We start from the raw sequence: 25,565 nt of genomic DNA, 5'->3' as shown, positions 1-25,565 counted from the left end.
AACGTTTTTCTGCAGATACTACTATGGAACTAATGTAAAGATTTATGAACTTGGTCCACAAGTACTGATTTAATAGAAAGGGCTAAGGTATTGGTTTACAGATTTAATAGATATCGAATAACATATTGACTATTAGGAATATTAAAACAATTAAAGGGGGAGAATATGAAAAAGTTTATAACGCATTTAACAGTTTTAGGCCTAGTGCTGGGTTTGCTTTTGCCTTACCCCGTTGCAGCCCTGGGAGAAGATTTGGGCAGAACAGGAAGCAGCAGCTCAGAAGAGCAAGTATTTAAACATAAAAAACCATTAGAATATCCAATCTTGTCAAAAGCAAAGCGCCCCGAGGATGCAGGCTTTTCTTCCAAAAAGCTCAGAGAGGTTGATAAGCTGATCGAGGGAGAAATACAAAATGGTTTTCCAGGAGCAGCTTTAGTCGTAATTAAAGATGGCAAGATTGTTAAAAACTCCGCATATGGTTCAGCCAAAGTCTTTGATGAATCTGATCCGTTAAATCACCCGCAGAAAATGAAGACAAGAACCATGTTTGATTTAGCATCAAACACGAAAATGTATGCCGTTAACTTTTCACTGCAGCATCTTGTCAGTGAAGGAAAGATCAATCTTGAAGAAAAAATTCAGTATTATTTTCCCGAATTTAAAGATTCAGCGGAAGATGAAATAAAAGGGAAAGGTGAACTCCGGATAATCGACTTGCTCCACCATACTGCGGGATTTCCTTCAAGCATCCATTATCATAATCCTGAAAGGGCGGGAGAATTATATTCCCAGGAACGCACTAAAACGCTTTCCATGATTTTAAAAACTCCCCTTCAGTATGAACCTGGCACTAAACAGGTTTACAGTGACATTGACTATATGCTGCTGGGATTTATTATTGAAAAAATAACGGGAGTGCAGCTTGACGATTATACTGAGCATCATATCTATAAGCCCCTGGGGTTAAAGCATACTTTATTTAATCCGCTTCGCAAAGGATTCAAAGAAAAGGATTTCGCCGCAACTGAATTACACGGCAACACCAGGGATGGGGTCATTTCCTTCCCAAATATCCGGACCTATACTCTTCAGGGAGAGGTTCATGATGAGAAGTCCTTTTATTCAATGGATGGAATATCCGGGCATGCTGGCCTCTTTTCCACAACTTCAGATCTTGCTGTCCTGATGCAGGTAATGCTTAATGATGGGGGCTATGGAAATATAAAGTTATTTGATAAACAAACAATTGATAAATTTGTAGAACCTTATGATATGAATCCTACATATGGGTTAGGATGGCGCTTGAACGGAGATTCAAGTATGGAGTGGATGTTCAGCCAGTATGCTGGGAAAGAAGTATTTGGGCATACCGGCTGGACAGGAACGGTAACGGTGATAGACAGAGAAAATCATTTAGCTATCGCTCTCCTGACAAATAAAAAACATTCTCCTGTCATCGATCCAATAAAAGATCCGCATAAGTTTCAAGGTGACACATACAGCATCAGTCAATATGGGAGTGTAATTTCAGCGGTTTATGAAGCATTAAATCACTAAACTATTGCAGGCAAAAGCCAAAACGGGGCTTTTGCCTTTTTCTTTGGGGAAATTATATTTATTTTTATACATTTTTAAGAATAAGTATTGATTTTTAAAGAAAAGGTTGTTAAAGTAAGAGAATAATAAATGAATAAAAACATAATTTAGTTGTATATTTATACGCATAATCTAAGGAGGAAATATATATGTCTCAAAATAAAGTAGTTCTTGCATACTCAGGCGGTTTGGATACATCAGTTGCAGTTAAATGGCTGCAGGACCAAGGTTATGCAGTTGTTGCCTGCTGTCTTGACGTTGGTGAAGGAAAAGATCTCAACTTCATCCAGAAAAAAGCTTTAACTGTTGGTGCTGTCCAATCCTATGTAATTGATGCAAAAGAAGAATTTGCTAATGAATATGCATTAATAGCGCTGCAGGCACATGCTTTATACGAAAATAAGTATCCATTGATCTCTGCTCTTTCACGTCCGCTGATCGCCAAGAAGCTTGTTGAAGTAGCAGAAAAAGAAGGTGCTGTAGCCGTCGCACATGGATGTACCGGAAAAGGAAATGACCAGGTTCGTTTTGAAGTGGCAATCCAGGCTCTAAACCCTGATCTTCAGGTGTTAGCTCCAGTTCGTGAGTGGAGCTGGTCACGTGAGGAAGAAATTGAATATGCAAAACAAAATAATATCCCCATCCCAATTAATCTGGATTCTCCTTACAGCATTGATCAAAACTTATGGGGCAGAAGCAATGAGTGCGGAGTCCTGGAAGATCCATGGGCAGCTCCTCCGGAAGATGCATACGATCTTACTGTTTCTCTTGAAAAAGCTCCTGATACACCTGATACGGTTGAAATTGGTTTTGAAAAGGGTGTACCTGTCAGCTTGAATGGCAAAAGTATAAAGCTTTCCGAGCTTATTGCCGAACTGAATGAGATTGCTGGCAAGCATGGAGTTGGACGTATCGACCATGTGGAAAATCGACTGGTCGGAATCAAATCCCGTGAAGTTTACGAGTGTCCGGGAGCGATGACACTTCTTAAAGCACATAAAGAGCTTGAGGACTTAACTATGGTAAAAGAATTGGCCCACTTTAAACCGGTTATTGAGAAAAAAGTGGCTGAGCTTATATACGAAGGATTGTGGTTCTCTCAGCTTAACAATGCATTAACAGCTTTCCTGAAAGAGACTCAAACCTTTGTTACAGGAACAGTCAGAGTGAAGCTGTTTAAAGGCCATGCGATTGTTGAAGGAAGAAAATCTCCGTATTCACTGTACGATGAAAAGTTAGCAACCTATACTTCCGATGATGAATTTGATCATAATGCGGCAGTTGGCTTTATTAAGCTTTGGGGATTGCCGACAAAAGTGCAGAGCATTGTTCAAAACAGCAAGAAGGTGACAGTGTGAAAAAGTTATGGGGAGGCAGATTCACAAAATCTGCTGAAGAATGGGTAGATGAATTCGGAGCGTCGATTTCATTTGACCAGGAATTGGTTATGGAAGATATCGAAGGGAGCATGGCCCACGTTGCCATGCTTTCTAAAACAGGAATCATCACTGAGAACGAAGCTCAAAAAATCAAAACAGGCCTTCAGCAGCTAAAAGAGAAAGCTGCCAAGGATGAACTGGCTTACTCAGTAAAACTTGAAGATATTCATTTAAATCTTGAGAGTCATTTGACCGAACTGACCGGGCCTGTCGGCGGTAAACTTCATACCGCAAGAAGCCGAAATGACCAGGTGGCAACAGACATGCACTTATATCTGCGCAAGCAGGTGGAGCAGATTGTTGAATTGATTCAGGAAATGCAGGAAGAGTTAATCATCCAGGCTGAAAATAATGTGGAAACCATAATGCCGGGCTATACGCATCTGCAGCGGGCACAGCCGATCTCTTTCGGTCATCACCTAATGGCTTATTTCTGGATGCTTGAGAGAGACAAAGAGCGACTTTCTGAAAGCTTAAAAAGAATCAATCTATCTCCGCTTGGAGCAGGGGCACTGGCTGGAACCACTTTCCCAATCGACCGTGTGTATACCGCGGAACTTCTTGGATTTGAAGGCATCTATGAAAACAGCCTGGATGCAGTAAGTGACAGAGACTTTATTCTTGAGTTTTTATCCTCAAGCTCTATCCTGATGATGCATCTGTCACGTTTAAGTGAAGAATTCATCCTTTGGTCAAGCCAGGAGTTTCAATTCATTGAACTGGATGACAGCTTTGCAACAGGCAGCAGCATTATGCCCCAAAAGAAGAATCCGGATATGGCGGAACTTATCCGCGGTAAAACGGGACGTGTATACGGTAACCTTATGGGGCTGCTGACAGTACTGAAGGGTCTGCCGCTAGCCTATAATAAAGATATGCAGGAAGATAAGGAAGGGATGTTTGATACTGTAAAGACAGTCACAGGTTCACTGAAAATCTTTGCAGGAATGATCCGGACCATGAAGGTTAAAACAGATCAGATGGTAAAAGCGACTAAAAATGATTTTTCCAATGCTACTGAATTGGCGGATTATCTATCTGATAAAGGCATTCCATTCAGAGAAGCGCATGAGATTGTCGGGAAACTGGTCCTTGTCTGTGTACAAAAGGGATGCTTCCTTGGGGATTTACCGCTTGAAGATTTCAAGAATGCCCATTCATTGTTTGAAGAAGATATTTATGAAGTACTGGATCCTTATACAGCTGTCAAAAGAAGAAATAGTGCAGGCGGAACAGGATTTAAACAAGTAAGCATCGCGATTGAAAAAGCGAAGGAATCTCTTGGCATTAAAGAGTATGTTAATAAAGAATAGAAAAATGGCGCTGCCTTCTGCAGCGCCATTTTTCTATTCTTCATCTTCTTTATCCGTTCTGACAACGAGGACATCACAGCGGGCATAGCGGGTAATATGTTCAGATACACTGCCGATGATGAAACGTTCAACTGCGTTCATGCCTGTTGCACCGCAAATGATCAGGTCGACGTTGTGCTTTCTTGCAATATCTTTTGGAACCTTCACTTTTGGGGAACCATAATCGACTTCATAATTTACATTCTCTATGCCTGCATCCATTGCCGTTCTTTTGTATTTTTCCATTAATTCTGTTGCGAAACGGTCAGCTCTTTCTGCAATCGTGCGGTCATAGGCTTCAACAGTGGCAAACGTGCGGGTATCAATGATATGTGCCAATACCAGGGAAGCGTTATTGCGCTTCGCAATTTCTATTGCTTTTTTAAAAGCCCATTCTGCTTCCGTTGAACCATCTACCGCGACTAATATGTTTTTATACTTCATGCCCATTTGAATCTCCTCCTTTACCTATATTATACAGCTGTAAAATCTGAATATCTGTAACAAAAAATCGAACAATAGTAAGGCTGAAGAAAATTTATTAAAGGAGCAGATGAAAATGGAAAAGAGAGAACCGAAAGCAGGGTCTGCGTATTTTTTTGATGAGCAGGGTACAAATGAAGTTAGCGCACAAATCATGAACGCTTATAACAGCGGTGTTATTGATCAGCCGAATGCCGAGTTTGACATGGAGGCTCACGAACGGAATGAAGGCAATCTGCAATAAGAAAGCAAGCTCTCATAGGAACATGAGAGCTTTTTTAATGAGGATTTGTCAATAAAGGGTAAAGAGATAAAAATGGGCAAAGCTGTTGTATACTTTTCCCTCAAATAGCCATATAAAGTTAATAGGTATATCACTTAAAATACGGAGGTATGCAGCATGCGTATCGGAGTTCCAAAGGAAGTAAAAAACAATGAAAACAGGGTTGCTATGACCCCTGCTGGTGTTATGAATCTCATCCAATTTGGACATGAAGTCTATATCGAAGCGGGTGCCGGGACTGGTTCCGGTTTTTCGGATAACGACTATATGAGTGCGGGTGCACATATTGTTCATACTGCAGAAGAGGCATGGTCAATGGATATGGTCATGAAGGTAAAAGAGCCGATACCGGGCGAATATGTATATTTTCGGGAAGGGTTAATTCTCTTTACATATCTGCATTTGGCTGCTGAACCTGATTTGACAAGTGCTTTAATTGATAAGAAAGTAGCGGGCATCGCATATGAAACAGTTCAGCTTCCCAACCGGACTTTGCCTCTATTGACTCCAATGAGTGAAGTGGCCGGGAGAATGGCAGCTCAAGTAGGAGCTCAATTTTTAGAAAAAATACATGGAGGAAAAGGAATCCTGCTTTCGGGGGTACCAGGGGTGCAACGGGGAAATGTTACCATTATCGGCGGCGGGGTTGCAGGAACCAATGCGGCAAAAATGGCAATAGGCCTTGGGGCTAGGGTGACTATGATCGATTTGAATCCGGATCGCCTTAGGCAGCTTGATGATATCTTTGGAAAAGAAGTAACAACATTAATCTCAAATCCTTACAATATCGCTGAAGCTGTTAAGGATTCAGACCTCGTGATTGGAGCTGTACTGATTCCGGGTGCAAAAGCTCCTAAGCTTGTCACAGAGGAAATGATCAAAACGATGAGCCCTGGTTCTGTTATCGTGGATATCGCAATCGATCAGGGAGGGATTTTTGAAACAACGGATCGAATTACTACCCATGACAATCCCACATATGAAAAACATGGCGTAGTTCATTATGCGGTAGCTAACATGCCGGGAGCAGTTCCCAGAACATCGACACTTGCACTGACCAACGTGACGGTGCCTTATGCAGTACAAATTGCGAATAAAGGCTACAAGCAGGCATGTCTGGATAATGAGGCTTTATTAAAGGGAGTTAATACATTAAATGGCTATGTGACATACAAGGCGGTAGCTGAGGCCCATAACCTTGACTATTCAGATACGGGAACAAAATTGGAACAGCTATAGGAAAAGCGGTAGGCGCCAGCTTATCGGCTTATGACCTCGAGCCGATGGCACCTGGAGCCAGACACTTATTTTATAGAAAATCCGGTGCTGGGCAGCTCCGGATTTTCTGTGGAATCTTGTTCAGGTTTCTATTTAATAATCTGAAGTTCTTTCGGGAACTTGGTTAAAATTTCAACTCCGTCTGCTGTTACAGCAAGGTCATCTTCAATCCGCACTCCGGCAACACCCGGGACATAGATTCCCGGCTCGATGGTGAAGACCATTCCTTCTTCAAGCAAAAGTGAGTTTGTTTCTGTTAATGAAGGATATTCATGAACACTCACACCAAGTCCATGGCCCAATCGATGAGGAAAATAGTCGCCGTAGCCGGCTTCAGCTATCAGGTTTCTTGCTGTCAGGTCAATAGCTGCACAAGTGACCCCCGGCTTGCTCGCTTCCACAGCTGCAAGCTGAGCTTTTAAGACCGTATCATAAATTTCTTTTTGTTTATCATTGATATCACCGTAAGCCACAGTCCTGGTAATATCTGAGCAGTAGCCATTCCAGACAACTCCAAGGTCAAATAGGACTAAATCCCCTTTTTGAATCTTTGTCATTCCTGGTGTACCATGAGGGGAAGCTCCGTTAGCCCCCGTCAGGACCATGGTAGAAAAAGACATTTCGTTAACGCCTTTTTTCTTTAACGCATATTCTACGGCAGCTAGAACATCCAGTTCAGTTTTTCCTTCCTGGATCTCTGCGCATCCTGTTTCAATCGCAAAATCGGCCAGGGCACATGCTTCGCGGATGATTTCCAATTCTTTTTCATCTTTCACCATACGAAAGCCTGCGAGCTTTTCTTCTGCCGAAACGAATGAAGCCCCGCCAAATATTCCGGAGATCGCTTCATACCGCTCCACATTCATATGTTCTTTTTCAATGGCGGCTTTATTTACTTTTCCAATTCTTTTATGTATGGATGTCTGAATAAATTCCCACGGGTTCTGAATATCGCTGTAGCCAATAATTTCATGGGTCCAGCCGGCTTTTTTGGCATCTTCTTTTTCCATGGCCGGACATACGAGGAAAGGCTCTTCTTCCTGGAAAACAGCCAATCCAAGCAAACGTTCATGAGGGTCGCTTAAAAAACCGCTTAAATAAAAAACATTATCCGGCGATGTTACAAAACTGGCCTGGATATCATTTTCTTTCATCCAATGAGATAGTTTCTGCAATCTATTATTCATAGTGAACCTCCTTATATACTAATACTCTGAGAGTAGCAACTAAATAAGAAATTGTAAACTTTTTAAAGATTGCCAATTCGGGTATATATCAAAAGAAAGCAGGAATAACTTGTTTTTCGTTGAAGTAACTTACATAACTTAAAATTAGAGAGGAGCATAAAATTGAAAGTATCATTTCATGGACATGCCGTAGTGAAAATCGAATCACAGGGAAAAACCATCTTAATAGATCCCTTTATTACCGGGAATGATTTGACAGACTTAAAAGCTGAGGATCAGAAGCCGGACGTCATTATTGTCACCCATGGACATGGTGACCATCTTGGGGACACGATTGAACTGGCAAAGCGCAATGACTCTCTTGTTATTGCAAATTTTGAGCTTGCCACCTATTTGGGCTGGCAGGGTGCCAATGCTCACGGGATGTCTATCGGCGGGGGATATGACTTTGATTTTGGCAGAGTGAAGCTGACACCTGCCTTTCATGGAACAGGCCTTGAGACAGAAAATAAGGAGATTATCTACCTGGGAATGCCTGCCGGTGTGCTTATTACTCTAGAAGGAAAAACGATTTACCATGCTGGGGATACAGGGCTTTTCTCTGACATGAAGTTAATCGGCGACCGTCATCCAATCGATCTGGCATTTCTGCCAATCGGAGATAACTTTACCATGGGGCCGGATGATGCAGCATACGCAGCAGAACTGCTTGGCGCCAAAAAGGTGGTTCCGATTCACTTCAACACGTTCCCGCCAATCAAGCAGGATCCGCATAAATTCATCAGCATGCTGGAGACAGGAGTCGGGCAGGTGCTGGAAGCAGGAGAATCAATCGAATTGTAATATGAAGACGCAGCTTCTGATGGAGGCTGCGTTTGTTAATGAGGAATGTATAAATCCTGAAGTTAGATAACTGTCTAGCTCCAGCGCCTACCCCCTCGAGGTCACAAGACGAGCCTCCCAAAAAGGCAAAGAACGCTTTTCTGGGAGGCTCGTCTTGTGCTTGTCGGGGGTGGGCAAGGCGCTTCCGCTTTTCTTTAGAAACCAATCATTTTCCCAGCCTGTCCGCATACATTTTAGGGAGGATAGGATAAAGGAGGAAACTAAATTGGATAAAAACCGATATTTGCTCTGTTTGCTGCTGTGCGGCTTGATGCTTTATTATGCCGCTCCAAGAATGGGTGTGTTTAATGGAGGGACTGAAGGGATCTTTGCCATCAGCTGGCTGGCCCTTGCCCTTTTTGTTATTGCAGGAAACTTGACTGCATTGCTGTTTGCCCCGAAAAAAGCGGCTGCTTCGGGGAAGCAGGTGCGAAAAATGGCAGACAGGAAGCGGGTGCGTTCCTTCGGCAGATAATTTAAGATTCCCGGAGTCAATTGTATCAAGGCCTCTTTACCCTTATAATGAAAAATAAGGAATAATTTGTAGAGGGTGAAAGTCTTGGCTACTAAGCATGAGCAAATATTACAATACATTGATGAACTGCCAATTGGAGAAAAAATTTCGGTCAGACAGATCGCCAAGGCGCTCGCTGTGAGTGAGGGGACTGCATACAGAGCGATTAAGGATGCTGAAAATAAGGGATATGTCAGTACAATAGAACGTGTTGGGACAATAAGAATCGAGCGGAAAAAGAAAGAAAATATTGAGAAGCTTACTTTTGCAGAAGTTGTTAATATCGTTGACGGCCAGGTGCTCGGAGGAAGAGCCGGCCTCCATAAAACACTGAACAAGTTTGTTATTGGAGCGATGAAGCTTGAAGCGATGATGAGATACACTGATGCCGGAAATCTGCTGATTGTCGGAAACCGGACCCAGGCACACGAACTGGCATTGAAGGCTGGGGCTGCTGTGTTAATTACTGGGGGCTTTGATACAGAAGACCATGTTAAAAAGCTTGCTGACGACCTGCAGCTTCCTGTGATCTCAAGCAGCTATGACACCTTCACAGTGGCAACTATGATCAATCGGGCTATTTATGACCAGCTGATCAAAAAGGAGATTGTACTCGTTGAAGACATCCTGACTCCGCTGCAAGAAGCGATTTTCCTGAAAACAACCGATACAATTGCGGATTGGCTAACGTACAATCGTGAAACCGGCCATAGCCGATTCCCGGTTGTCGACAGTAATCTGAAGGTGCAGGGAGTTGTCACTTCCAAGGATATTATGGGACATGAAAAGGAAACGCCTATTGAAAAAATAATGACCAAAAATCCAATGACGGTTGGCGGAAAAACGAGTGTTGCTTCTTCCTCGCATATGATGGTATGGGAAGGAATCGAATTGCTTCCTGTGGTAGATGAAGCGAATAAACTCGAAGGGATTGTTAGCCGTCAGGATGTGCTGAAGGCGCTGCAGATGATCCAAAGGCAGCCGCAGGTGGGCGAAACAATTGACGATATAGTCACCAACCAGCTTGTTATGACACGGGGAAAAACAAAAGGGGATGACGTTTATCGCTGTGAGGTTACTCCTCAGATGACAAACCACCTCGGAACAATTTCCTATGGAGTCTTTACAACCATTGTATCTGAAGCTGCAAACAGAGTGTTAAGAAACTATAAAAAAGGTGACCTCGTAGTTGAAAATATGACGGTCTACTTTATTAAACCTGTTCAGATCGACAGTATGCTTGAGATCTATCCAAAAGTATTGGAAGTAGGACGGAAGTTCGGAAAAGTAGATGTTGAAGTTTTTAACGAAGGTGTCCTTGTAGGCAAGGCGATGATGATGTGCCAGCTTATTGACAGGCATTAAGAGAGAAATGAAGAAAAAGCCGTTCGCAATTGAACGGCTTTTTTGCAGGACATTTTCGGAAGTCCGGTAAAATTTAATTCTTCCTAGCTTCCTCAGCTTCTTTTGCAGCATGAGGCATGTAATATTTATATGCTTTTATACCGCCCCAAATACTCAATCCCCCAATAAGGATAAACACAATTCCCACAATGAGAGCTGTTGTTGTGTTGTATAAAAACAGCTGATTAAGGCCAAAAATCGCGACAAATGATCCGAGCGCAATCCTGGACTTTGCTGATATCCATTGTCTTTCAGCCGGCTGTCTGCTTCTGAAGAATTTAACTTTGTAGAAAATATAGAAAGAAAAAGAGAGAATAATCAGGATAACAAAGATAGGCATCTCATAACCTCCAAATTTCGACAATCTCTTATTATTCTACCTGCATTATTAAAAAATTGCCATAAGCGTGCTGTGTTTTCTTTTTCTTTTCACGATGATATGGTAAAAATAAAGTAGTATTCAGAAAAAAGGAGCGCGCCATGAAACAGAAGATACTTGATGAAATTAAAAAATATGAAACAATCATTATTCATCGGCATGTCCGTCCTGATCCAGATGCATATGGTTCACAGGGAGGCCTTGCTGAAATCCTGAAGGCTTCATTCCCTGAAAAATCGATCTTCACTGTCGGGAAGGAAGAAGAAACACTTCATTATATGAGAAGGCTGGATGAAGTATCTGATGATACATATAATGGGGCGCTGGTCATTGTTTGTGATACAGCAAATGCGGAACGGATATGTGATCATAGATATGGAGCTGGTAATAAACTGATCAAAATTGATCATCACCCTAATATGGATCCGTATGGAGATATGATGTGGGTTGATACGGACGCAAGCTCTACCAGTGAAATGATTTATGAGTTTTATCTTTTCGGCAAAGATCAGGGCCTGAAAATGTCTGATGAAGCGGCTAGATTGTTATTTGCCGGAATAGTAGGGGACACCGGCCGTTTCCTCTATCCAAGCACGACCGAAAAGACATTTTCATATGCAGGTGAACTGATTCACTATAATTTTTCACGGCCGGAACTGTTTGATAAAATGTACGAGCTGGATGCAAATATTGTTAAATTGAAGGGCTATGTGCTGCAGAACTTTGAAATGAGAGACAGCGGGGCTGCTGTAATGATCCTGAAAAAAGAATTGCTCGAAGAATTTCAGGCAGTGCCTTCTAAAGCTTCCCTGCTTGTAAGCACTCTTGGCGATGTGAAGGGAATAAAAGCATGGGTTTTCTTTATTGAAGAAAGCGATCAAATCCGTGTGCGGTTCCGCTCGAAGGGTCCGATAATTAATGAAATTGCAAGGAAGTACAAAGGAGGAGGACATCCTCTTGCTGCCGGAGCTTCCATTTATTCATGGGAAGAGATGGAATCGGTTGTAAGAGATTTGGAGGATGTCTGCCAAAGCTGACTAAAATATAATGCCCGGCAAAAGCCGGGCATTAATCCAGCATAATATTCAATTCAATTGAGACGGTTGTATAGATGACCAGTTCTTTAATTTCCACCCGGTATCTCTTTTCATTTACCCGATGTGTTTTATTTTCTATTATTTTCTCGATCAATTCGCTGCTTTTATAAACAGTATCGATGTCTTTGGCAACCATCATGCTAATATCCTCTTTTATTTCATCTTCCAGCTGAAAAACACTGAAGGAATCCAGTTTATATTTTTCGCTGTTGACAATTTTAATGGAAATATCCTGGACAGTCAGTTTTTTCTGGTTTTCTTTATTTAGTTTTTTAAATTCCTCCTGCCAGATTTCCTTATCTTTTTCCAATTCATAAATAGCATCCTTTTGAAGCTTGATTTCTTTGCTGTATCTCTCCTGCCATTGCCCAAAAACAAATAAAAAAATAAACCAGCTGATGATGCCCCCTATGGCCATTCCTGCTAAAAAGCGCTGCCAGGATGGCAATCGGTAGTAAGGCGGTATCCTCATGCTGAAATGTTCTCCTGAGTCAGCCAGTTAATAAGCATGGCGCCTGTCTGGGCCCCTCCGAGAGCAGAAAGAATCAGCATGAATTGTTTAAATATATCCTTTGTCTGTCCGTCCATGACACCTCTTTCAAAACTGTAAACTGTATCAAAGGTTCCTCCGATTGCTGCAATGATAGCCCAAATGCGTATCATATTGGAAATCTGGAAGATTTGATTTAAAGGAGGCTTTCCTGTCAGAAAAGCAGCCATGCCTCCAATGATTGAACCTCCTATCAAAACACCGAAAGCAATAAAATAACTCTCAATTAAAGTGGAAAAAAAGGGCTGGGTATTCATATCATCCATCCTCGCTGCAGGAATGCCCCTGCCAGAATTATCTTGATACTTCATCATATGGACAAACTTAGAAAAATATGTTTTTTAGCTCCCGTTAAAAAGAGAACATATTTTCTTTTTGGAAACGGGCGTTCTATAATGAAAATACAGAGAAATTAAGGGTGTGAAAAACGTGTCATTTATTCACCTTCATGTATATAGCGCTTATAGCCTGCTGTCGAGCACGGCAAGAATAGAACAGCTTGTGTCAGGCGCCAGGGAATACAGATTTCCTGCCCTGGCTTTAACGGACCGGAATGTCATGTACGGAGCTGTTGCCTTTTATAAAGAATGTCTTAAGCAGTCCATAAAACCGATCCTGGGCCTCTGTGTGGATGTATTAAGCGAGATAACCGAAGGCGAAGCTTATCCGTTGGTTCTTTTGGCTAAAGACAGGCAGGGTTTTCAGAATCTATTAAAAATCACAAGCACAGTCCAGACTAAATCGCCTGAAGGCATCCCTGTTAAATGGCTAAAGCACTATGCAGGAGGATTGTTTGCTTTAACTCCCGGCCTTGATGGGGAAATTGAACAATATCTTGAGGCAGGTGAATTCGGCCAGGCAAAAAGAACAGCAGAACTTTTCAGCAGTCTTTTCGAGCCGAATTCATTCTTTCTCGCTATACAGGATCATGGGCTGCGTGAAGAGAAAAAAAACCATGAACTCCTGGTACAGCTTTCCGGAGAAACTGGGATTGGCCTGGCTGCTTCAAATAGTGTCTGTTATTTAAAGAAAGAAGATGCTTTTGCCCACGAGTGCCTGCTGGCCATTAAAAATGGAGAGAAGCTTCAGGATGAAGCGAGAGAGCGGCTGAAGAGTGATGAGTATTATTTAAAATCATCCGGGGAAATGGCGGAATTGTTATCCGCTTATCCGGATGCTTTGGAGAATACGATCAAGATATCAGAGCAATGCAATGTCATGCTTGAGCTGGATAAACAGAACCTTCCTAAATATCCTGCTGTAAGAGGTATGAGTGCCGATGAACTATTGGCCGAAGTCTGCTGGCAGGGTTTTGCTGACAGATATCCGCACGCAGATGATGAGCATAGGGAACGCTTGCGGTATGAGCTGAATATAATTAGAAGCATGAAGTTCAGCGATTATTTTCTAATCGTATGGGATTTTATGAAGTATTCGAGAGAAAATGGGATTTTAACCGGTCCGGGACGGGGATCTGCTGCCGGTTCAATGGTTGCTTATGTCTTATACATTACAGATGTGGATCCAATTGAGCATCAGTTATTATTTGAGCGATTCCTAAATCCTGAGAGAGTCTCCATGCCTGATATTGATATAGATTTCCCGGATCACAGAAGGGATGAGGTGATTCGGTATGTCTCCAGGAAATATGGAGAGCTCCATGTTGCCCAAATTCTTACGTTTGGAACACTTGCAGCCAAGGCTGCACTTCGGGATGTCGGCAGGGCATTTGGGCTTAATCCGAAAGAGCTGGACATGCTTTCAAGAAAAGTACCTTCCAAATTGGGCATCAGTCTCAAAGAGGCCTACATAGAATCAGAGCCTCTAAGAAGATTCACCCAGGAATCCGATTTAAATCGAAGGCTTTTTGAAACGGCTATCAAACTGGAAGGTCTGCCAAGGCATACATCCACTCATGCTGCCGGTGTTGTAATCAGCGAGCACCCGCTGGTTGAGGCCATTCCTATTCAAAAGGGACATGAAAATGTTTATTTGACCCAATACTCGATGGAGCATCTTGAAGATGTCGGCCTATTAAAAATGGATTTTCTCGGTCTTAGGAATCTGACATTAATCGAGAATATCCTAATCTCTATCCAAAGAAAAACAGGCACAAAGATTGATATAAAAAACATTCCCCTAAATGATGAGGCAGTATACAGTCTATTGGGAAAAGGAGATACTACAGGCATTTTCCAGCTTGAATCTGAGGGAATGCGAAGTGTGCTGACAAGGCTTCAGCCAACACGCTTTGAAGATATTGTGGCTGTCAATGCCCTTTACCGCCCCGGTCCAATGGAAAATATCCCGCTGTTTATTGACAGGAAGCATGGGAGGAAGCCGATAAATTATCCTCATCCTGATTTGAAGCCTATTCTTGAAAATACTTATGGTGTCATCGTGTATCAGGAACAAATTATGCAAATCGCTGCAAAATTGGCAGGATTTTCACTGGGGGAAGCCGATTTGCTTCGGAGAGCGGTCAGCAAAAAGCAAAAAGAAGTGCTGGACCGTGAACGTGTCCATTTTGTAGGGGGAGCAGTGAAGAAAGGCTATAATGAACAAGCTGCTCATGATATATATGATCTAATTGTCCGGTTTGCAAACTATGGATTTAATCGGAGCCATGCGGTTGCATACAGTTTCATAGCTTATCAGCTGGCATATTTAAAAACTCATTATCCGCTTTACTTTATGGCTTCCCTGCTGACTTCAGCCGTAGGAAATGAGGGCAGGATTGCCCAATATATCGGAGAACTTAGACAGATTGGTCTGGCGCTCAGCCCTCCATCCATTAATAAAAGCGGCTACTCATTTCTGGTAGAGAAAGATTCAATCAGATATAGTCTTGCTGCCATAAAAGGCTTAGGTGCTGCAGCTTTAAAGGATATTTTTCAGGCAAGGAAAAATAAGCGCTTTGAAGATCTGTTTGATTTTTGCATCAGGGTTTCAACAAAAGCTGTTAATCGTAAGGTCCTCGAATCTCTGGTTTATTCAGGCAGCTTTGATGAATTTGGGGAAGATAGAGCTGTTCTGCTTGCCAGCCTGGATGTGGCTGCAGAACATGCCCAGCTTGTTATGCCGGAAGACGATCAAACTGATTTCTTTGAGGATGATGAATTTTTTCCTAAGCCTAAATATACCGAAGTAGATCCGATCCGTTCCGAGGACAAGCTGAGATTTGAAAAAGATGTGCTGGGCCTGTATTTATCAGATCATCCGGTTTCAATTTACGAATCATCTTTTCACCTGCTGGATGCCAGTCCGCTGCTTGAACTCGAAAGAAATGCAAATAAGGCAAAAACAGTTGCATATTTATCCGAAGTGAAAAAGATCCGTACGAAAAAAGGCGAGCCAATGGCATTTCTATCCTTGAGCGATCAGACGGGTGATATGGAGGCAGTTGTTTTTCCAAAGGTGTATAACCGATTTTCAATGCAATGCTCACAGGGAAGCATCGTCTATGCGGAAGGAAGGTTAGAGGAACGGGACGGAAAGAAACAGCTGATTGTCCAGCATCTTGATGATGTGAAGGATGCAATTGAAAAAATGCAAAACAAAGATCCGGTTTTATATTTAAGGATTACTGAGGATCGGGAAACATCTGAAAATCTTCGTTTGCTTAAAGAATTATTTAAGAAAAATGAAGGCCGGGTTCAGGTGGTGTTATATTATGAAAGTTCCCGAAAAACCATTCGCCTGGGTGAAGAGGACCTGATTACACCATCAGATGATTTCCTTCATTTGCTTATGAAAGTGCTTGGGCAGAATAACGTCATTTTAAAGTAATTACGCTTTACAACAATAACAATTATGGTATATTTGTAAGAAGAAAAATAAACTGGTCTGACCACTGACGCGGAAGATAAGCCATGCGCCATCTGATAATCAAGCAGAACGGCAGCAGATATTTCTACGTTGATCTATCTTTATATATATAAATCCTATCCGGAATATGAGGAGTGAAAATTTTGACCCTACGCGAAGAAGCACTGCATATGCATAGAGTTAATAAAGGGAAATTGGAATCTAAATCAAAAGTACAGGTGCGAAATGCCAAAGACTTAAGCCTTGCTTACTCCCCTGGGGTTGCTGAGCCCTGCAAGGAGATTTATGATAAGCCGGAAACTGTCTATGAATATACGATGAAAGGTAATATGGTCGCGGTAGTTTCCGATGGAACAGCTGTGCTGGGATTAGGAAATATCGGGCCGGAAGCCGCCCTGCCTGTAATGGAAGGCAAAGCTGTCCTATTCAAAAGTTTTGCAGGAGTGGATGCATTTCCAATTTGCCTTAATACGACCGATGTTGATAAAATCGTTGAGACTGTAAAACTTCTTGAGCCTACATTTGGAGGCGTAAACCTTGAAGATATTGCTGCTCCAAATTGCTTTTATGTAGAGGAGCGGTTAAAGAAGGAAACAAATATTCCTGTTTTCCATGATGACCAGCATGGCACTGCCATTGTGACTGTTGCAGGTCTTGTGAATGCCTTGAAGCTTTCGGGGAAGAAAATGAATGAAATTAAGGTTGTGGCAAACGGTGCGGGTGCGGCCGGAATTGCCATTATTAAACTTCTTTACAGCTATGGTGTTCGCGATATTATTATGTGTGACACAAAGGGTGCCATCTATGAAGGCCGCCCGCAGGGAATGAATGAGATAAAAAATGAAGTAGCGAAGTATACGAATCGTGAGAATGCGAAGGGAAGCCTAGCTGATGTTATTAAAGGCGCGGACGTATTCATCGGGGTTTCTGCGGCTGGAGCGTTAACGGCAGAGATGATTGGTGCCATGAATCAGGACCCGATTATTTTCGCTATGGCCAATCCAACTCCTGAAATTATGCCTGAAGAAGCGAAAGCGGCTGGAGCGATGGTAGTCGGAACAGGAAGATCCGACTTTCCAAATCAGGTCAATAATGTGCTGGCTTTCCCTGGAATTTTCAGAGGAGCTCTGGATGTCCGAGCAACTCATATCAATGAGAAAATGAAAGTAGCTGCTGTTGAAGCCATTGCCAATTTGGTTCATCAGGATGAGCTGAATGCGGATTATGTCATCCCTGGGCCATTCGATCCCCGTGTTGCTCCTGCAGTTGCGGCCGCTGTGGCAAAGGCAGCTATGGAAACCGGTGTTGCCCGCATTAAAGTGGATCCTGAAGAAGTAAAGGAAAAAACGAAGCAACTTGCTGTCATTGGAAAAGGTGAGTGACTCCATACGTGAATCCACCTCAAAATAACACGAAGGTTTATATCGGCATTGTTAAACAGCTTAGGTCCATGATTGAAAATGACGGACTTAAGCCTGGAGATCGATTGCCTTCTGAAAGAGAGCTGTCAGAGCGCCTGGGTGTCGGGCGCTCTTCCGTTCGGGAAGCGTTAAGAGCCCTTGAACTTCTTGGCTTAATAGAGACAAGGAGGGGCGAGGGGACTTTTATGAGGGATTTTAGAGGACATCAGCTCGTACAGCTGCTTAGCACGTTTATTCTTCAGGATAAGAAATCCATAAGAGATGTTAAAGAAACCAAGTTTTTGATCGAGCTTGATTGTTTATGGCTAATCATTCAAAAGGCTGGAGAAGAGCAGCTTCTTAGGTTCAAAAAGTGGTCTCTTGAAGCAGACTACTCAGATGATGACTTTTTCCTGGAAATCGTCACACTTGCAGATAATCATCTTTTCCTCCGCATCTGGATTATCCTTAAAGATTATTATAATTCTTTGGATCTGGAGACAATGATGGTAACCAGGGAACAATATGCAAAGCTGATTGAGACATTGATTTCCAGAAATGAATCTGAAGTTATTCGTGTATATAGGAATCTGAGAAAATTGTCGAAAGGCTAACGACAATTTTTTGCAGATTTTAAAGCTGATATCCTCTATATTTAAATAATCAGACAAGCATAAAAAGAGCCTAGGAGAGTTAGGCATTCATTTTTAAATCGGTGGTCTGACCACTATTGAAATTAATGGAAATGATTCAGCGATTATCAGGGAGGTTTCATCTTGCTTAAAGATATTTTCACTAAGACGAAGAAGAAGAAATATGCAACCATTCCATCGGAAACGGCAAAGCAGGATGTGCCGGAAGGAATCATGACAAAGTGTCCGAACTGCAAGAAGATCATGTATACAAAAGAATTGGTTAAGAACCTTAAAGTGTGTTTCCACTGTCAATACCACCACACCATGAATTCAAAAGAGCGTTTGGAAAGCTTTTTGGATGCCAATAGCTTTGAGGAAATTAACGCAAACATGATATCTGAAAATCCTCTAAATTTCCCGGATTATATTGAAAAGCTAGAAAAGGATCGGGAAAAAACAAAGATTAATGAAGCGGTAGTGACTGGGACAGGCACTGTAAATGGCCAAAAACTTGCAGTGGCCGTTATGGATTCCACTTTCAGAATGGGAAGCATGGGCTCAGTAGTCGGAGAAAAAATTACCCGTGCCATTGAAAAAGCTGATGAATTGGGAGTTCCTTTTATTATATTTACCGCTTCAGGCGGAGCAAGAATGCAGGAAGGCGTATTGAGCCTGATGCAAATGGCTAAGACAAGTGTAGCCTTAAAAAGGTTCAGTGATAATGGCGGCCTGATTATCTCCATTATGACTCATCCGACAACGGGCGGTGTGTCTGCAAGCTTTGCTTCACTGGGAGATTATAATTTGGCGGAGCCTGGTGCTTTGATTGGCTTTGCGGGACGCAGAATCATAGAACAAACAATCCGTGAAGAACTGCCGGAAGACTTCCAGACAGCAGAATTCTTATTAAAACACGGTCAATTGGATGCGGTGATTCCCAGAACAGAGTTAAAGGACAAGATATCAGCCATTCTATCGATACATCAACCAGGAGGTGACTTCCAATGGCAGGAGAATTAGAATTTGAACGCCCGGTTATGGAACTGAAAAAAAAGATTGCTGAATTAAAAGAGTTCACAAAAACAGCCGATGTAGACCTATCCTCTGAGATAGAAAAGCTGGAAGCGCGCTTGGAAAAATTAGAAACCGATATATATGAAAATATGAAACCGTGGGATCGTGTGCAGATTGCAAGACATCCCGCAAGGCCAACCACCCAGGACTATATCTCCTATCTTTTTGAGGATTTTTTCGAGTGTCATGGAGATCGTGCTTTTGGGGATGACGAAGCCATTGTTGGAGGCATTGCAAAGTTTAGGGGCCTTCCGGTTACTGTCATCGGGCACCAGCGCGGAAAAGACACAAAAGAGAATATCCGCCGAAATTTTGGAATGCCGCATCCTGAAGGTTACCGCAAAGCATTAAGGCTTATGAAGCAAGCAGATAAATTCAGAAGGCCGATTATTTGTTTCATTGATACAAAGGGTGCCTATCCCGGGAAAGCCGCAGAGGAACGCGGGCAGAGTGAGGCAATTGCCAAAAATCTGTTTGAAATGGCAAGCCTTAGGGTGCCTGTTATCTGTATCGTCATCGGTGAAGGAGGAAGCGGCGGGGCGCTGGCTCTCGGTGTGGGAAACCATATTCACATGCTTGAGAACTCCACTTATTCGGTTATCTCTCCAGAGGGAGCTGCTGCCATTCTCTGGAAGGATGCCACGCAGGCCAAAAAGGCTGCAGAATCCATGAGAATTACCGCTCCGGATTTAAAAGAATTAGGTGTTGTTGATGAGATTATCGAAGAGGTAAAGGGCGGGGCCCATAAAGATGTAAAGGTTCAGGCCGCTGAAATTGGAGAGGTCCTTTATCAATCATTGAAGGAATTGATGGATCTTTCTGAAGAACAGCTGATTGACCACCGGTACAACAAGTTTAAATCCATTGGTGAATATTCGTTTTTAAAGGAATTTATTGGGGTAAAATAAAAGCGTGCTTTCGGGCACGCTTTTATTTTTTGCACATCCGTATTGCACCCTGGTGCCGAATGGAAGCCTATCTTCGCCAGCGGGAGGCTTACATGATAATCCCGCTTTCAAAGTGAAAAAATACAGGTTTTCAATATAAAACGCTTTCAGTATCCCGACAATTCTGTATTTCCTTGAATTTGCGTGATTAAGTTGAGATGCTCCCTTCTTCATGGTATTTTAGAAATATTCAATAGCGTTTTGTTCAATAATAAGATAAGCAGACTATGCTCTGCTTTACATAAAGAGCCTATATTACATACAAAATTCCTGGGCAGGCGTGTCCATGGTTTATAGGCTGTTAATAAACAGCGCATCAGACAACACGCTTTCTTATTTTTATATAAATTACATTCGGGGTGATTATTGTGAAGAAAATAGGAGTATTAACAAGCGGCGGCGATTCTCCTGGCATGAATGCAGCTGTACGTGCAGTTGTCCGTAAAGCGATCTATCATAATATTGAAATATATGGTGTTTATGGAGGATATTCCGGTTTAATGTCAGGGAATATTAAGAAGCTTGACCTTGGTTCGGTTGGTGACATCATCCATCGCGGCGGCACAGTCCTGCATTCTGCAAGAAGCGAAGAGTTCAAAACAAAAGAAGGCCAGCAAAAAGGCATTGAACAGATGAATAAGCACGGCATTGAAGGTCTTGTAGTAATTGGCGGGGACGGATCATATCGTGGAGCAAAGGCTTTGACAGAGCAGGGATTTCCTTGTGTGGGCGTACCTGGCACCATTGATAACGATATTCCGGGAACGCAGTATACTATTGGCTTTGACACGGCTTTAAATACGGTTATTGATGCAATTGATAAAATCCGTGATACAGCTACTTCCCATGAAAGAACATTTATCATTGAAGTGATGGGAAGAGATGCAGGAGACATCGCTTTATGTGCAGGATTAGCAGGCGGTGCGGAAACAATCCTTATCCCTGAAGCAGGCTATAGTATGGATGAAATAGCAGAGAGACTTAAAAAGGGGCATGAACGCGGCAAAAAACACAGTATCATTGTGGTTGCAGAAGGAGTCTGCAGCGGAGTGGAATTTGCCAAGCAGATCAAAGACACAACAAACTTTGATACAAGGGTGTCCGTTCTTGGCCATATGCAGAGGGGCGGATCCCCAACTGCATTCGACCGGGTGCTGGCAAGCCGCCTTGGAGCGCATGCAGTAGAACTTCTCCTTGAAGGCAAAGGCGGGCGTGCAGTAGGAATTCAAAATAATAAACTTGTTGACCATGATATAATAGAAATATTGGATAGGGAGCATACACTTGACCTGGATCTATACAAACTTTCGAAAGAGCTGTCTATTTAAATTTGTCACATATTAACCAGCACAATGCGCCCAAAAAGGTCCTGTGCTGACAAGATAACTGTCTAGCGCAAGCAGCCTATCCCCTCGAGGTCACAAGCTTGTCTTGTTTCGGCTCCTAGGGACTCGGGGTCATAAGCCGTATCCTTTCAGAAGGAAAAACGCCTTCTTACAGGAACCGTCTTATGCCTGTCGTCCCTGGGCAGTCGCCTCCACACTTCGGGCGATCCTCCCAAAAAGGCAAAGAACGCCTTTCCGAGAGGCTCGTCTTGTGCTTGTCGGGGGTGGGCAAGGCGCTTAAGTTTTCTTGTATTCAAGCTGCATCAAATCAGGAGGTAAATTATTATGCGTAAAACGAAAATCGTTTGTACTATTGGACCTGCCAGTGAAAGTGTTGAAAAGTTAACACAGCTTATTGAAGCAGGGATGAATGTTGCCCGTTTAAATTTCTCCCATGGTGATTTTCAGGAGCATGGACAGAGAATTCAGAATATCCGTGTGGCTTCAGAAAAGACCGGCAAAACAGTAGCGATTCTTTTGGATACCAAAGGACCGGAAATCCGCACAAACAATATGCAGGATGGTGCGATTGAACTGAGAGCCGGGGAAAACATTATTATCTCCATGAACGAGGTTGAAGGAACAGCAGATAAGTTTTCCGTTACATATGCAGGGCTTATTGAAGATGTGCACACAGGAAGCAAAATTCTGCTTGACGACGGTTTAATTGGTCTTGAAGTGACAAAAATCGATAAAGCCAACAGTGAAATTCACACAAAAATCTTAAATAGCGGAACACTTAAAAATAAAAAAGGCGTCAACGTTCCGGGGGTATCCGTGAATCTTCCTGGCATAACGGAGAAAGATGCTCAGGACATCATATTCGGAATCGAACAGGGCGTCGATTTCATCGCTGCTTCTTTTGTCCGCAGAGCGTCTGATGTTTTGGAAATCAGACAGCTGCTTGAAGAGCACAATGCCTCTTATATCAACATCATTCCTAAGATTGAAAATCAGGAAGGTGTGGATAATATTGATGAAATTCTTGAAATTTCCGACGGTCTAATGGTAGCGCGCGGAGACCTTGGTGTTGAAATTCCAGCAGAAGAAGTTCCGCTCGTGCAAAAAAAATTAATTAAAAAGTGCAATGCACAGGGTAAACCTGTTATTACTGCAACACAAATGCTGGATTCCATGCAGCGCAACCCCCGCCCAACACGCGCAGAAGCGAGTGATGTGGCAAATGCCATTTTCGATGGTACTGATGCTATCATGTTATCAGGCGAAACGGCTGCAGGCTCTTATCCTGTCGAGGCTGTGCAGACGATGCACAACATCGCGTCAAGAGCAGAATCTGCATTAGACCATAAAGAAATCCTATCAAACCGAAGCAAAGATAATGAACATAACATTACTGATGCGATTGGACAATCCGTGGCACATACAGCTCTAAACCTTGATGTTAACGCAATTATTACACCAACTGAGAGTGGCCATACAGCAAGAATGATCTCAAAGTACCGTCCAAAAGCTCCTATTGTTGCTGTTACATCAAATGACTATGTTTCACGCCGTTTATCTTTAACATGGGGTGTTTATCCTCAAATTGGCCAAAAAGCGTCTACTACAGACGATATGCTTGATATTGCAGTTGAGGAAAGTGTGAACAGCGGCATTGTTGCATCAGGAGATTTAGTTGTTATTACAGCTGGAGTACCTGTTGGTGAAGCTGGCACCACCAATTTAATGAAAATTCATGTGGTGGGGGATATCCTGGCTAAGGCGCAAGGAATCGGGCGCAAATCAGCCTTTGGAAAAGTCGTTGTGGCTAGAAATGCAGAGGAAGCATTGGCAAAAGTAACAGAAGGGGCTATTCTGGTTACCATCGGTTCTGACCGTGAAATGGTGCCTGCTATTGAAAAATGCAGTGCACTTATTACAGAAGAAGGCGGGCTTACAAGCCATGCGGCTGTTGTAGGCCTTAATATTGGCATACCTGTCATTGTAGGGGTTGAACAAGCAACAACCCTTCTCAAAGATGGACAGGAAGTAACAGTCGATTCGCAGCGCGGCGTCATTTATAACGGCCATGCAAGCGTACTGTAATTAGACTAAAAAAGGAAGGGGTTCTCCTTCCTTTTTTGATTCCTGGGACAGACAAATTGTTATATTCTCAGTTCCATGTTTGGTATAATAAAAGTAAGTCTTATACAAAATAGAGGTGGCTTGATGCGCTACATTCTCTTGCTGATGATAATCGTCCCTGCTGCTGAAATTGGTGTTTTACTTCTATCAGGGAACACAATTGGGCTATGGCCTACTATTGCGATTATCTTGTTTACAGGCGTTCTCGGTGCTTATCTGGCTAAAAAACAGGGCATTGAAACAATAAGAAAAATACAGGATCAGCTTCGCTGCGGGCAAATGCCTGGGGATGCCATTCTTGATGGGGCCTGCATTCTTATTGGAGGCACCTTGCTTCTTGCACCCGGATTTATTACAGATGCATTAGGTTTTACATTGCTTCTTCCTTCTGCAAGAAAAGTATTTAAAAACATCCTGTATATAGGTCTGAAAAAATGGATGAACAAGGGAACGATCACGATAATCAGGTGAAAACAGCTATATATAAAGCCGCTCCTATAAATGGGAGCGGCTTGTTTATTTTATTATCATCTATATTTTCTGGTATTTTCACGCCTTATGGTTATGTAAAGTGCCAAATAGTTAATCCATTACATAGCCTGATTGAAAGCGATGCCCATATTCAGGTTCTTCAACTTAATCTGCTTCATTGCCTTTTATAAACATCCAGATATCCCTGAATACTCCAGCTTTATGAAGAGTGGTGATGAGTACAAGAGTAACCGGACCGGCGATTAAGCCCAAAAATCCAATCAGTTTAAAACCGACAAATAAAGCAATCAGAGTAGCCAAAGGATCAAGTCCAATGCTTGATGAAAGAATTTTCGGCTCCATTATCTGGCGCTGTGCCAATACGATGATATAAAGAATGCCAAGTCCGATTGCCCTGCTCATTTCTCCGCCGATTGCCTCATAGATGATCCATGGCACAAAAATCAGTCCTGTGCCAAGATAGGGAATGATATCGACAAGGCCAGTCACAAGTGCAATCGTAATTGCATAATCGACACGCAATATCAGCAGTCCGGCAAGTATGATAACAGTCGTAATAGATACTAAGGTTGCCTGTGCCTTGACGAAGCCAAACAAGGCCTTCTGCAGATCGGCAAATACAGTTCTGCCGCTCTTTTTTGCACGGGTGGGCAGTATGCGGCTGAAGAGGCCTGACAGCCTATGCCAATCCTTGCTGATGAAAAAAGTGGCCAGCAGCGAGAAAATCAGGACAGTTGCTGCATTGGGAAACCAGGAAAGGATGTTTGGGATTTTCTCGAAAAATGCCTGGATAAAATCTCCCAGTGTGGAGCCAAATTGCTTCCCGACATTTTCTATGTTCGTCATTATGGTATCCTGCTGGCCGGTGCCAAGATTATTAAATAAACTTGCAAGCTGGTTATAAAGAGGGATGATTTGCCCAGCAAAGAACTGCTCAATAAAGTCAATCAAAGTATCGAGGTGCTGCGGCACTACTTTTGCCAAATAATCCGCACCAGATACGATCTCTGCCACCAGCAAGGTGATTAATCCAGCAAAAATGGCAAAGATAAGAATCAGAGCGATGAGAACTGCAAGAGCCCTGGGTATTTTCCATTTAACTTCCATCATGTTGACAAAGGGATTTATTAGAAAGGCAATTGCCAGTCCAATAATGAAAGGGTAAGTCACTTTGGATAAATATACGAAAGCATAGAGACTTAAGATCACTACTCCAATGACAAAGAAAAATCTTACGGTCCGATAGATATATGCCGGGTTCAAGTAATAGCCTCC

23 protein-coding genes are annotated in these 25,565 nt (G+C 42.6%); 17 read left to right on the top strand and 6 right to left on the bottom strand.

Annotation, left to right across the window (positions count from 1 at the left end):
* Positions 1–165 precede the first annotated feature (165 nt).
* From pbp4b to argH, 3 genes are all read left to right on the top strand, one after another.
* Positions 166–1,557, top strand: a complete 1,392-nt coding sequence (pbp4b, locus tag ACXAD1_RS19595) for a penicillin binding protein PBP4B (RefSeq protein WP_474910808.1) — start codon at positions 166–168, stop codon at positions 1,555–1,557.
* Between the two features lie 188 nt (positions 1,558–1,745).
* The gene (locus ACXAD1_RS19590) at positions 1,746–2,954 is read left to right on the top strand and encodes an argininosuccinate synthase (protein WP_206839105.1); all 1,209 of its coding nucleotides are present in this window, start codon (positions 1,746–1,748) and stop codon (positions 2,952–2,954) included.
* Positions 2,951–4,348 (top strand): argininosuccinate lyase, encoded by a 1,398-nt coding sequence (gene argH, locus ACXAD1_RS19585; protein ID WP_370221442.1) that lies wholly within the window; start codon positions 2,951–2,953, stop codon positions 4,346–4,348. The genes ACXAD1_RS19590 and argH overlap by 4 nt, the downstream gene beginning before the upstream one ends.
* A gap of 33 nt (positions 4,349–4,381) precedes the next feature.
* Here argH and ACXAD1_RS19580 read toward each other — a convergent pair whose 3' ends face one another.
* Positions 4,382–4,837, bottom strand: a complete 456-nt coding sequence (locus tag ACXAD1_RS19580; RefSeq protein WP_206839102.1) for a universal stress protein — start codon at positions 4,835–4,837, stop codon at positions 4,382–4,384.
* A 109-nt stretch (positions 4,838–4,946) separates the two neighbouring features.
* Here ACXAD1_RS19580 and ACXAD1_RS19575 point away from each other — a divergent pair, with 109 nt between their 5' ends.
* Both ACXAD1_RS19575 and ald read left to right on the top strand, forming a co-directional pair.
* A complete protein-coding gene (locus tag ACXAD1_RS19575) occupies positions 4,947–5,114 on the top strand; it encodes a hypothetical protein (RefSeq protein ID WP_206839100.1) in 168 nt (55 codons plus the stop codon).
* A 156-nt stretch (positions 5,115–5,270) separates the two neighbouring features.
* Positions 5,271–6,392, top strand: coding sequence for an alanine dehydrogenase (gene ald / locus ACXAD1_RS19570; protein WP_474910807.1), 1,122 nt, complete (start codon positions 5,271–5,273; stop codon positions 6,390–6,392).
* Positions 6,393–6,520: 128 nt separating this feature from the next.
* On the opposite strand, the gene ACXAD1_RS19565 is transcribed toward ald, so the two are convergent.
* A complete protein-coding gene (locus ACXAD1_RS19565; RefSeq protein WP_474910806.1) occupies positions 6,521–7,618 on the bottom strand; it encodes a M24 family metallopeptidase in 1,098 nt (365 codons plus the stop codon).
* Positions 7,619–7,780: 162 nt separating this feature from the next.
* Between ACXAD1_RS19565 and ACXAD1_RS19560 the strand changes: the two genes are divergently transcribed.
* From ACXAD1_RS19560 to ACXAD1_RS19550, 3 genes are all read left to right on the top strand, one after another.
* Positions 7,781–8,461, top strand: a complete 681-nt coding sequence (locus tag ACXAD1_RS19560; RefSeq protein ID WP_474910805.1) for a metal-dependent hydrolase — start codon at positions 7,781–7,783, stop codon at positions 8,459–8,461.
* Between the two features lie 265 nt (positions 8,462–8,726).
* Positions 8,727–8,975, top strand: a complete 249-nt coding sequence (locus tag ACXAD1_RS19555) for a hypothetical protein (protein ID WP_206839092.1) — start codon at positions 8,727–8,729, stop codon at positions 8,973–8,975.
* A gap of 84 nt (positions 8,976–9,059) precedes the next feature.
* Positions 9,060–10,379: a CBS domain-containing protein gene (locus ACXAD1_RS19550; RefSeq protein WP_206839090.1), complete on the top strand. Its 1,320-nt coding sequence runs from the start codon at positions 9,060–9,062 to the stop codon at positions 10,377–10,379.
* Between the two features lie 73 nt (positions 10,380–10,452).
* Here ACXAD1_RS19550 and ACXAD1_RS19545 read toward each other — a convergent pair whose 3' ends face one another.
* On the bottom strand, positions 10,453–10,758 hold the full coding sequence (locus ACXAD1_RS19545; RefSeq protein ID WP_206839088.1) for a YtpI family protein: 306 nt from the start codon (positions 10,756–10,758) through the stop codon (positions 10,453–10,455).
* 140 nt (positions 10,759–10,898) lie between these two features.
* Between ACXAD1_RS19545 and ACXAD1_RS19540 the strand changes: the two genes are divergently transcribed.
* Positions 10,899–11,834 (top strand): DHH family phosphoesterase, encoded by a 936-nt coding sequence (locus ACXAD1_RS19540; RefSeq protein ID WP_206839087.1) that lies wholly within the window; start codon positions 10,899–10,901, stop codon positions 11,832–11,834.
* 31 nt (positions 11,835–11,865) lie between these two features.
* Here ACXAD1_RS19540 and ytrI read toward each other — a convergent pair whose 3' ends face one another.
* On the bottom strand, positions 11,866–12,366 hold the full coding sequence (gene ytrI, locus ACXAD1_RS19535; RefSeq protein ID WP_206839084.1) for a sporulation membrane protein YtrI: 501 nt from the start codon (positions 12,364–12,366) through the stop codon (positions 11,866–11,868).
* On the bottom strand, positions 12,363–12,758 hold the full coding sequence (ytrH, locus tag ACXAD1_RS19530; RefSeq protein WP_312886159.1) for a sporulation membrane protein YtrH: 396 nt from the start codon (positions 12,756–12,758) through the stop codon (positions 12,363–12,365). Before ytrH ends, ytrI begins: the two co-directional genes overlap by 4 nt.
* A 115-nt stretch (positions 12,759–12,873) precedes the next feature.
* Here ytrH and dnaE point away from each other — a divergent pair, with 115 nt between their 5' ends.
* The 8 genes from dnaE to ACXAD1_RS19490 all read left to right on the top strand — a co-directional run bounded on the left by dnaE (position 12,874) and on the right by ACXAD1_RS19490 (position 24,269).
* Positions 12,874–16,233 (top strand): DNA polymerase III subunit alpha, encoded by a 3,360-nt coding sequence (gene dnaE / locus ACXAD1_RS19525; RefSeq protein ID WP_474910804.1) that lies wholly within the window; start codon positions 12,874–12,876, stop codon positions 16,231–16,233.
* A gap of 182 nt (positions 16,234–16,415) precedes the next feature.
* On the top strand, positions 16,416–17,654 hold the full coding sequence (gene ystJ, locus ACXAD1_RS19520) for an NADP-dependent malic enzyme (protein WP_206839080.1): 1,239 nt from the start codon (positions 16,416–16,418) through the stop codon (positions 17,652–17,654).
* 68 nt (positions 17,655–17,722) lie between these two features.
* Positions 17,723–18,286, top strand: a complete 564-nt coding sequence (locus ACXAD1_RS19515; protein ID WP_211202524.1) for a FadR/GntR family transcriptional regulator — start codon at positions 17,723–17,725, stop codon at positions 18,284–18,286.
* A gap of 162 nt (positions 18,287–18,448) precedes the next feature.
* Positions 18,449–19,327 (top strand): acetyl-CoA carboxylase, carboxyltransferase subunit beta, encoded by an 879-nt coding sequence (accD, locus tag ACXAD1_RS19510; protein ID WP_206839077.1) that lies wholly within the window; start codon positions 18,449–18,451, stop codon positions 19,325–19,327.
* Positions 19,312–20,289, top strand: coding sequence for an acetyl-CoA carboxylase carboxyl transferase subunit alpha (accA, locus tag ACXAD1_RS19505; protein ID WP_370221446.1), 978 nt, complete (start codon positions 19,312–19,314; stop codon positions 20,287–20,289). The genes accD and accA overlap by 16 nt, the downstream gene beginning before the upstream one ends.
* 407 nt (positions 20,290–20,696) lie before the next feature.
* A complete protein-coding gene (gene pfkA / locus ACXAD1_RS19500) occupies positions 20,697–21,656 on the top strand; it encodes a 6-phosphofructokinase (RefSeq protein ID WP_206839075.1) in 960 nt (319 codons plus the stop codon).
* Positions 21,657–21,998: 342 nt separating this feature from the next.
* Entirely contained in the window at positions 21,999–23,759 is a 1,761-nt protein-coding gene (gene pyk, locus ACXAD1_RS19495; protein WP_474910803.1) for a pyruvate kinase, read from the top strand.
* A 123-nt stretch (positions 23,760–23,882) separates the two neighbouring features.
* The gene (locus tag ACXAD1_RS19490; protein ID WP_206839073.1) at positions 23,883–24,269 is read left to right on the top strand and encodes an FxsA family protein; all 387 of its coding nucleotides are present in this window, start codon (positions 23,883–23,885) and stop codon (positions 24,267–24,269) included.
* Between the two features lie 165 nt (positions 24,270–24,434).
* Here ACXAD1_RS19490 and ytvI read toward each other — a convergent pair whose 3' ends face one another.
* Positions 24,435–25,553: a sporulation integral membrane protein YtvI gene (gene ytvI / locus ACXAD1_RS19485; RefSeq protein ID WP_206839072.1), complete on the bottom strand. Its 1,119-nt coding sequence runs from the start codon at positions 25,551–25,553 to the stop codon at positions 24,435–24,437.
* Positions 25,554–25,565 lie beyond the last annotated feature (12 nt).

Source organism: Cytobacillus sp. ABV4_503 (assembly GCF_056158445.1).
Note: the sequence above shows the minus strand (reverse complement) of the source record. Positions and strands in the feature narration are given on the sequence as shown.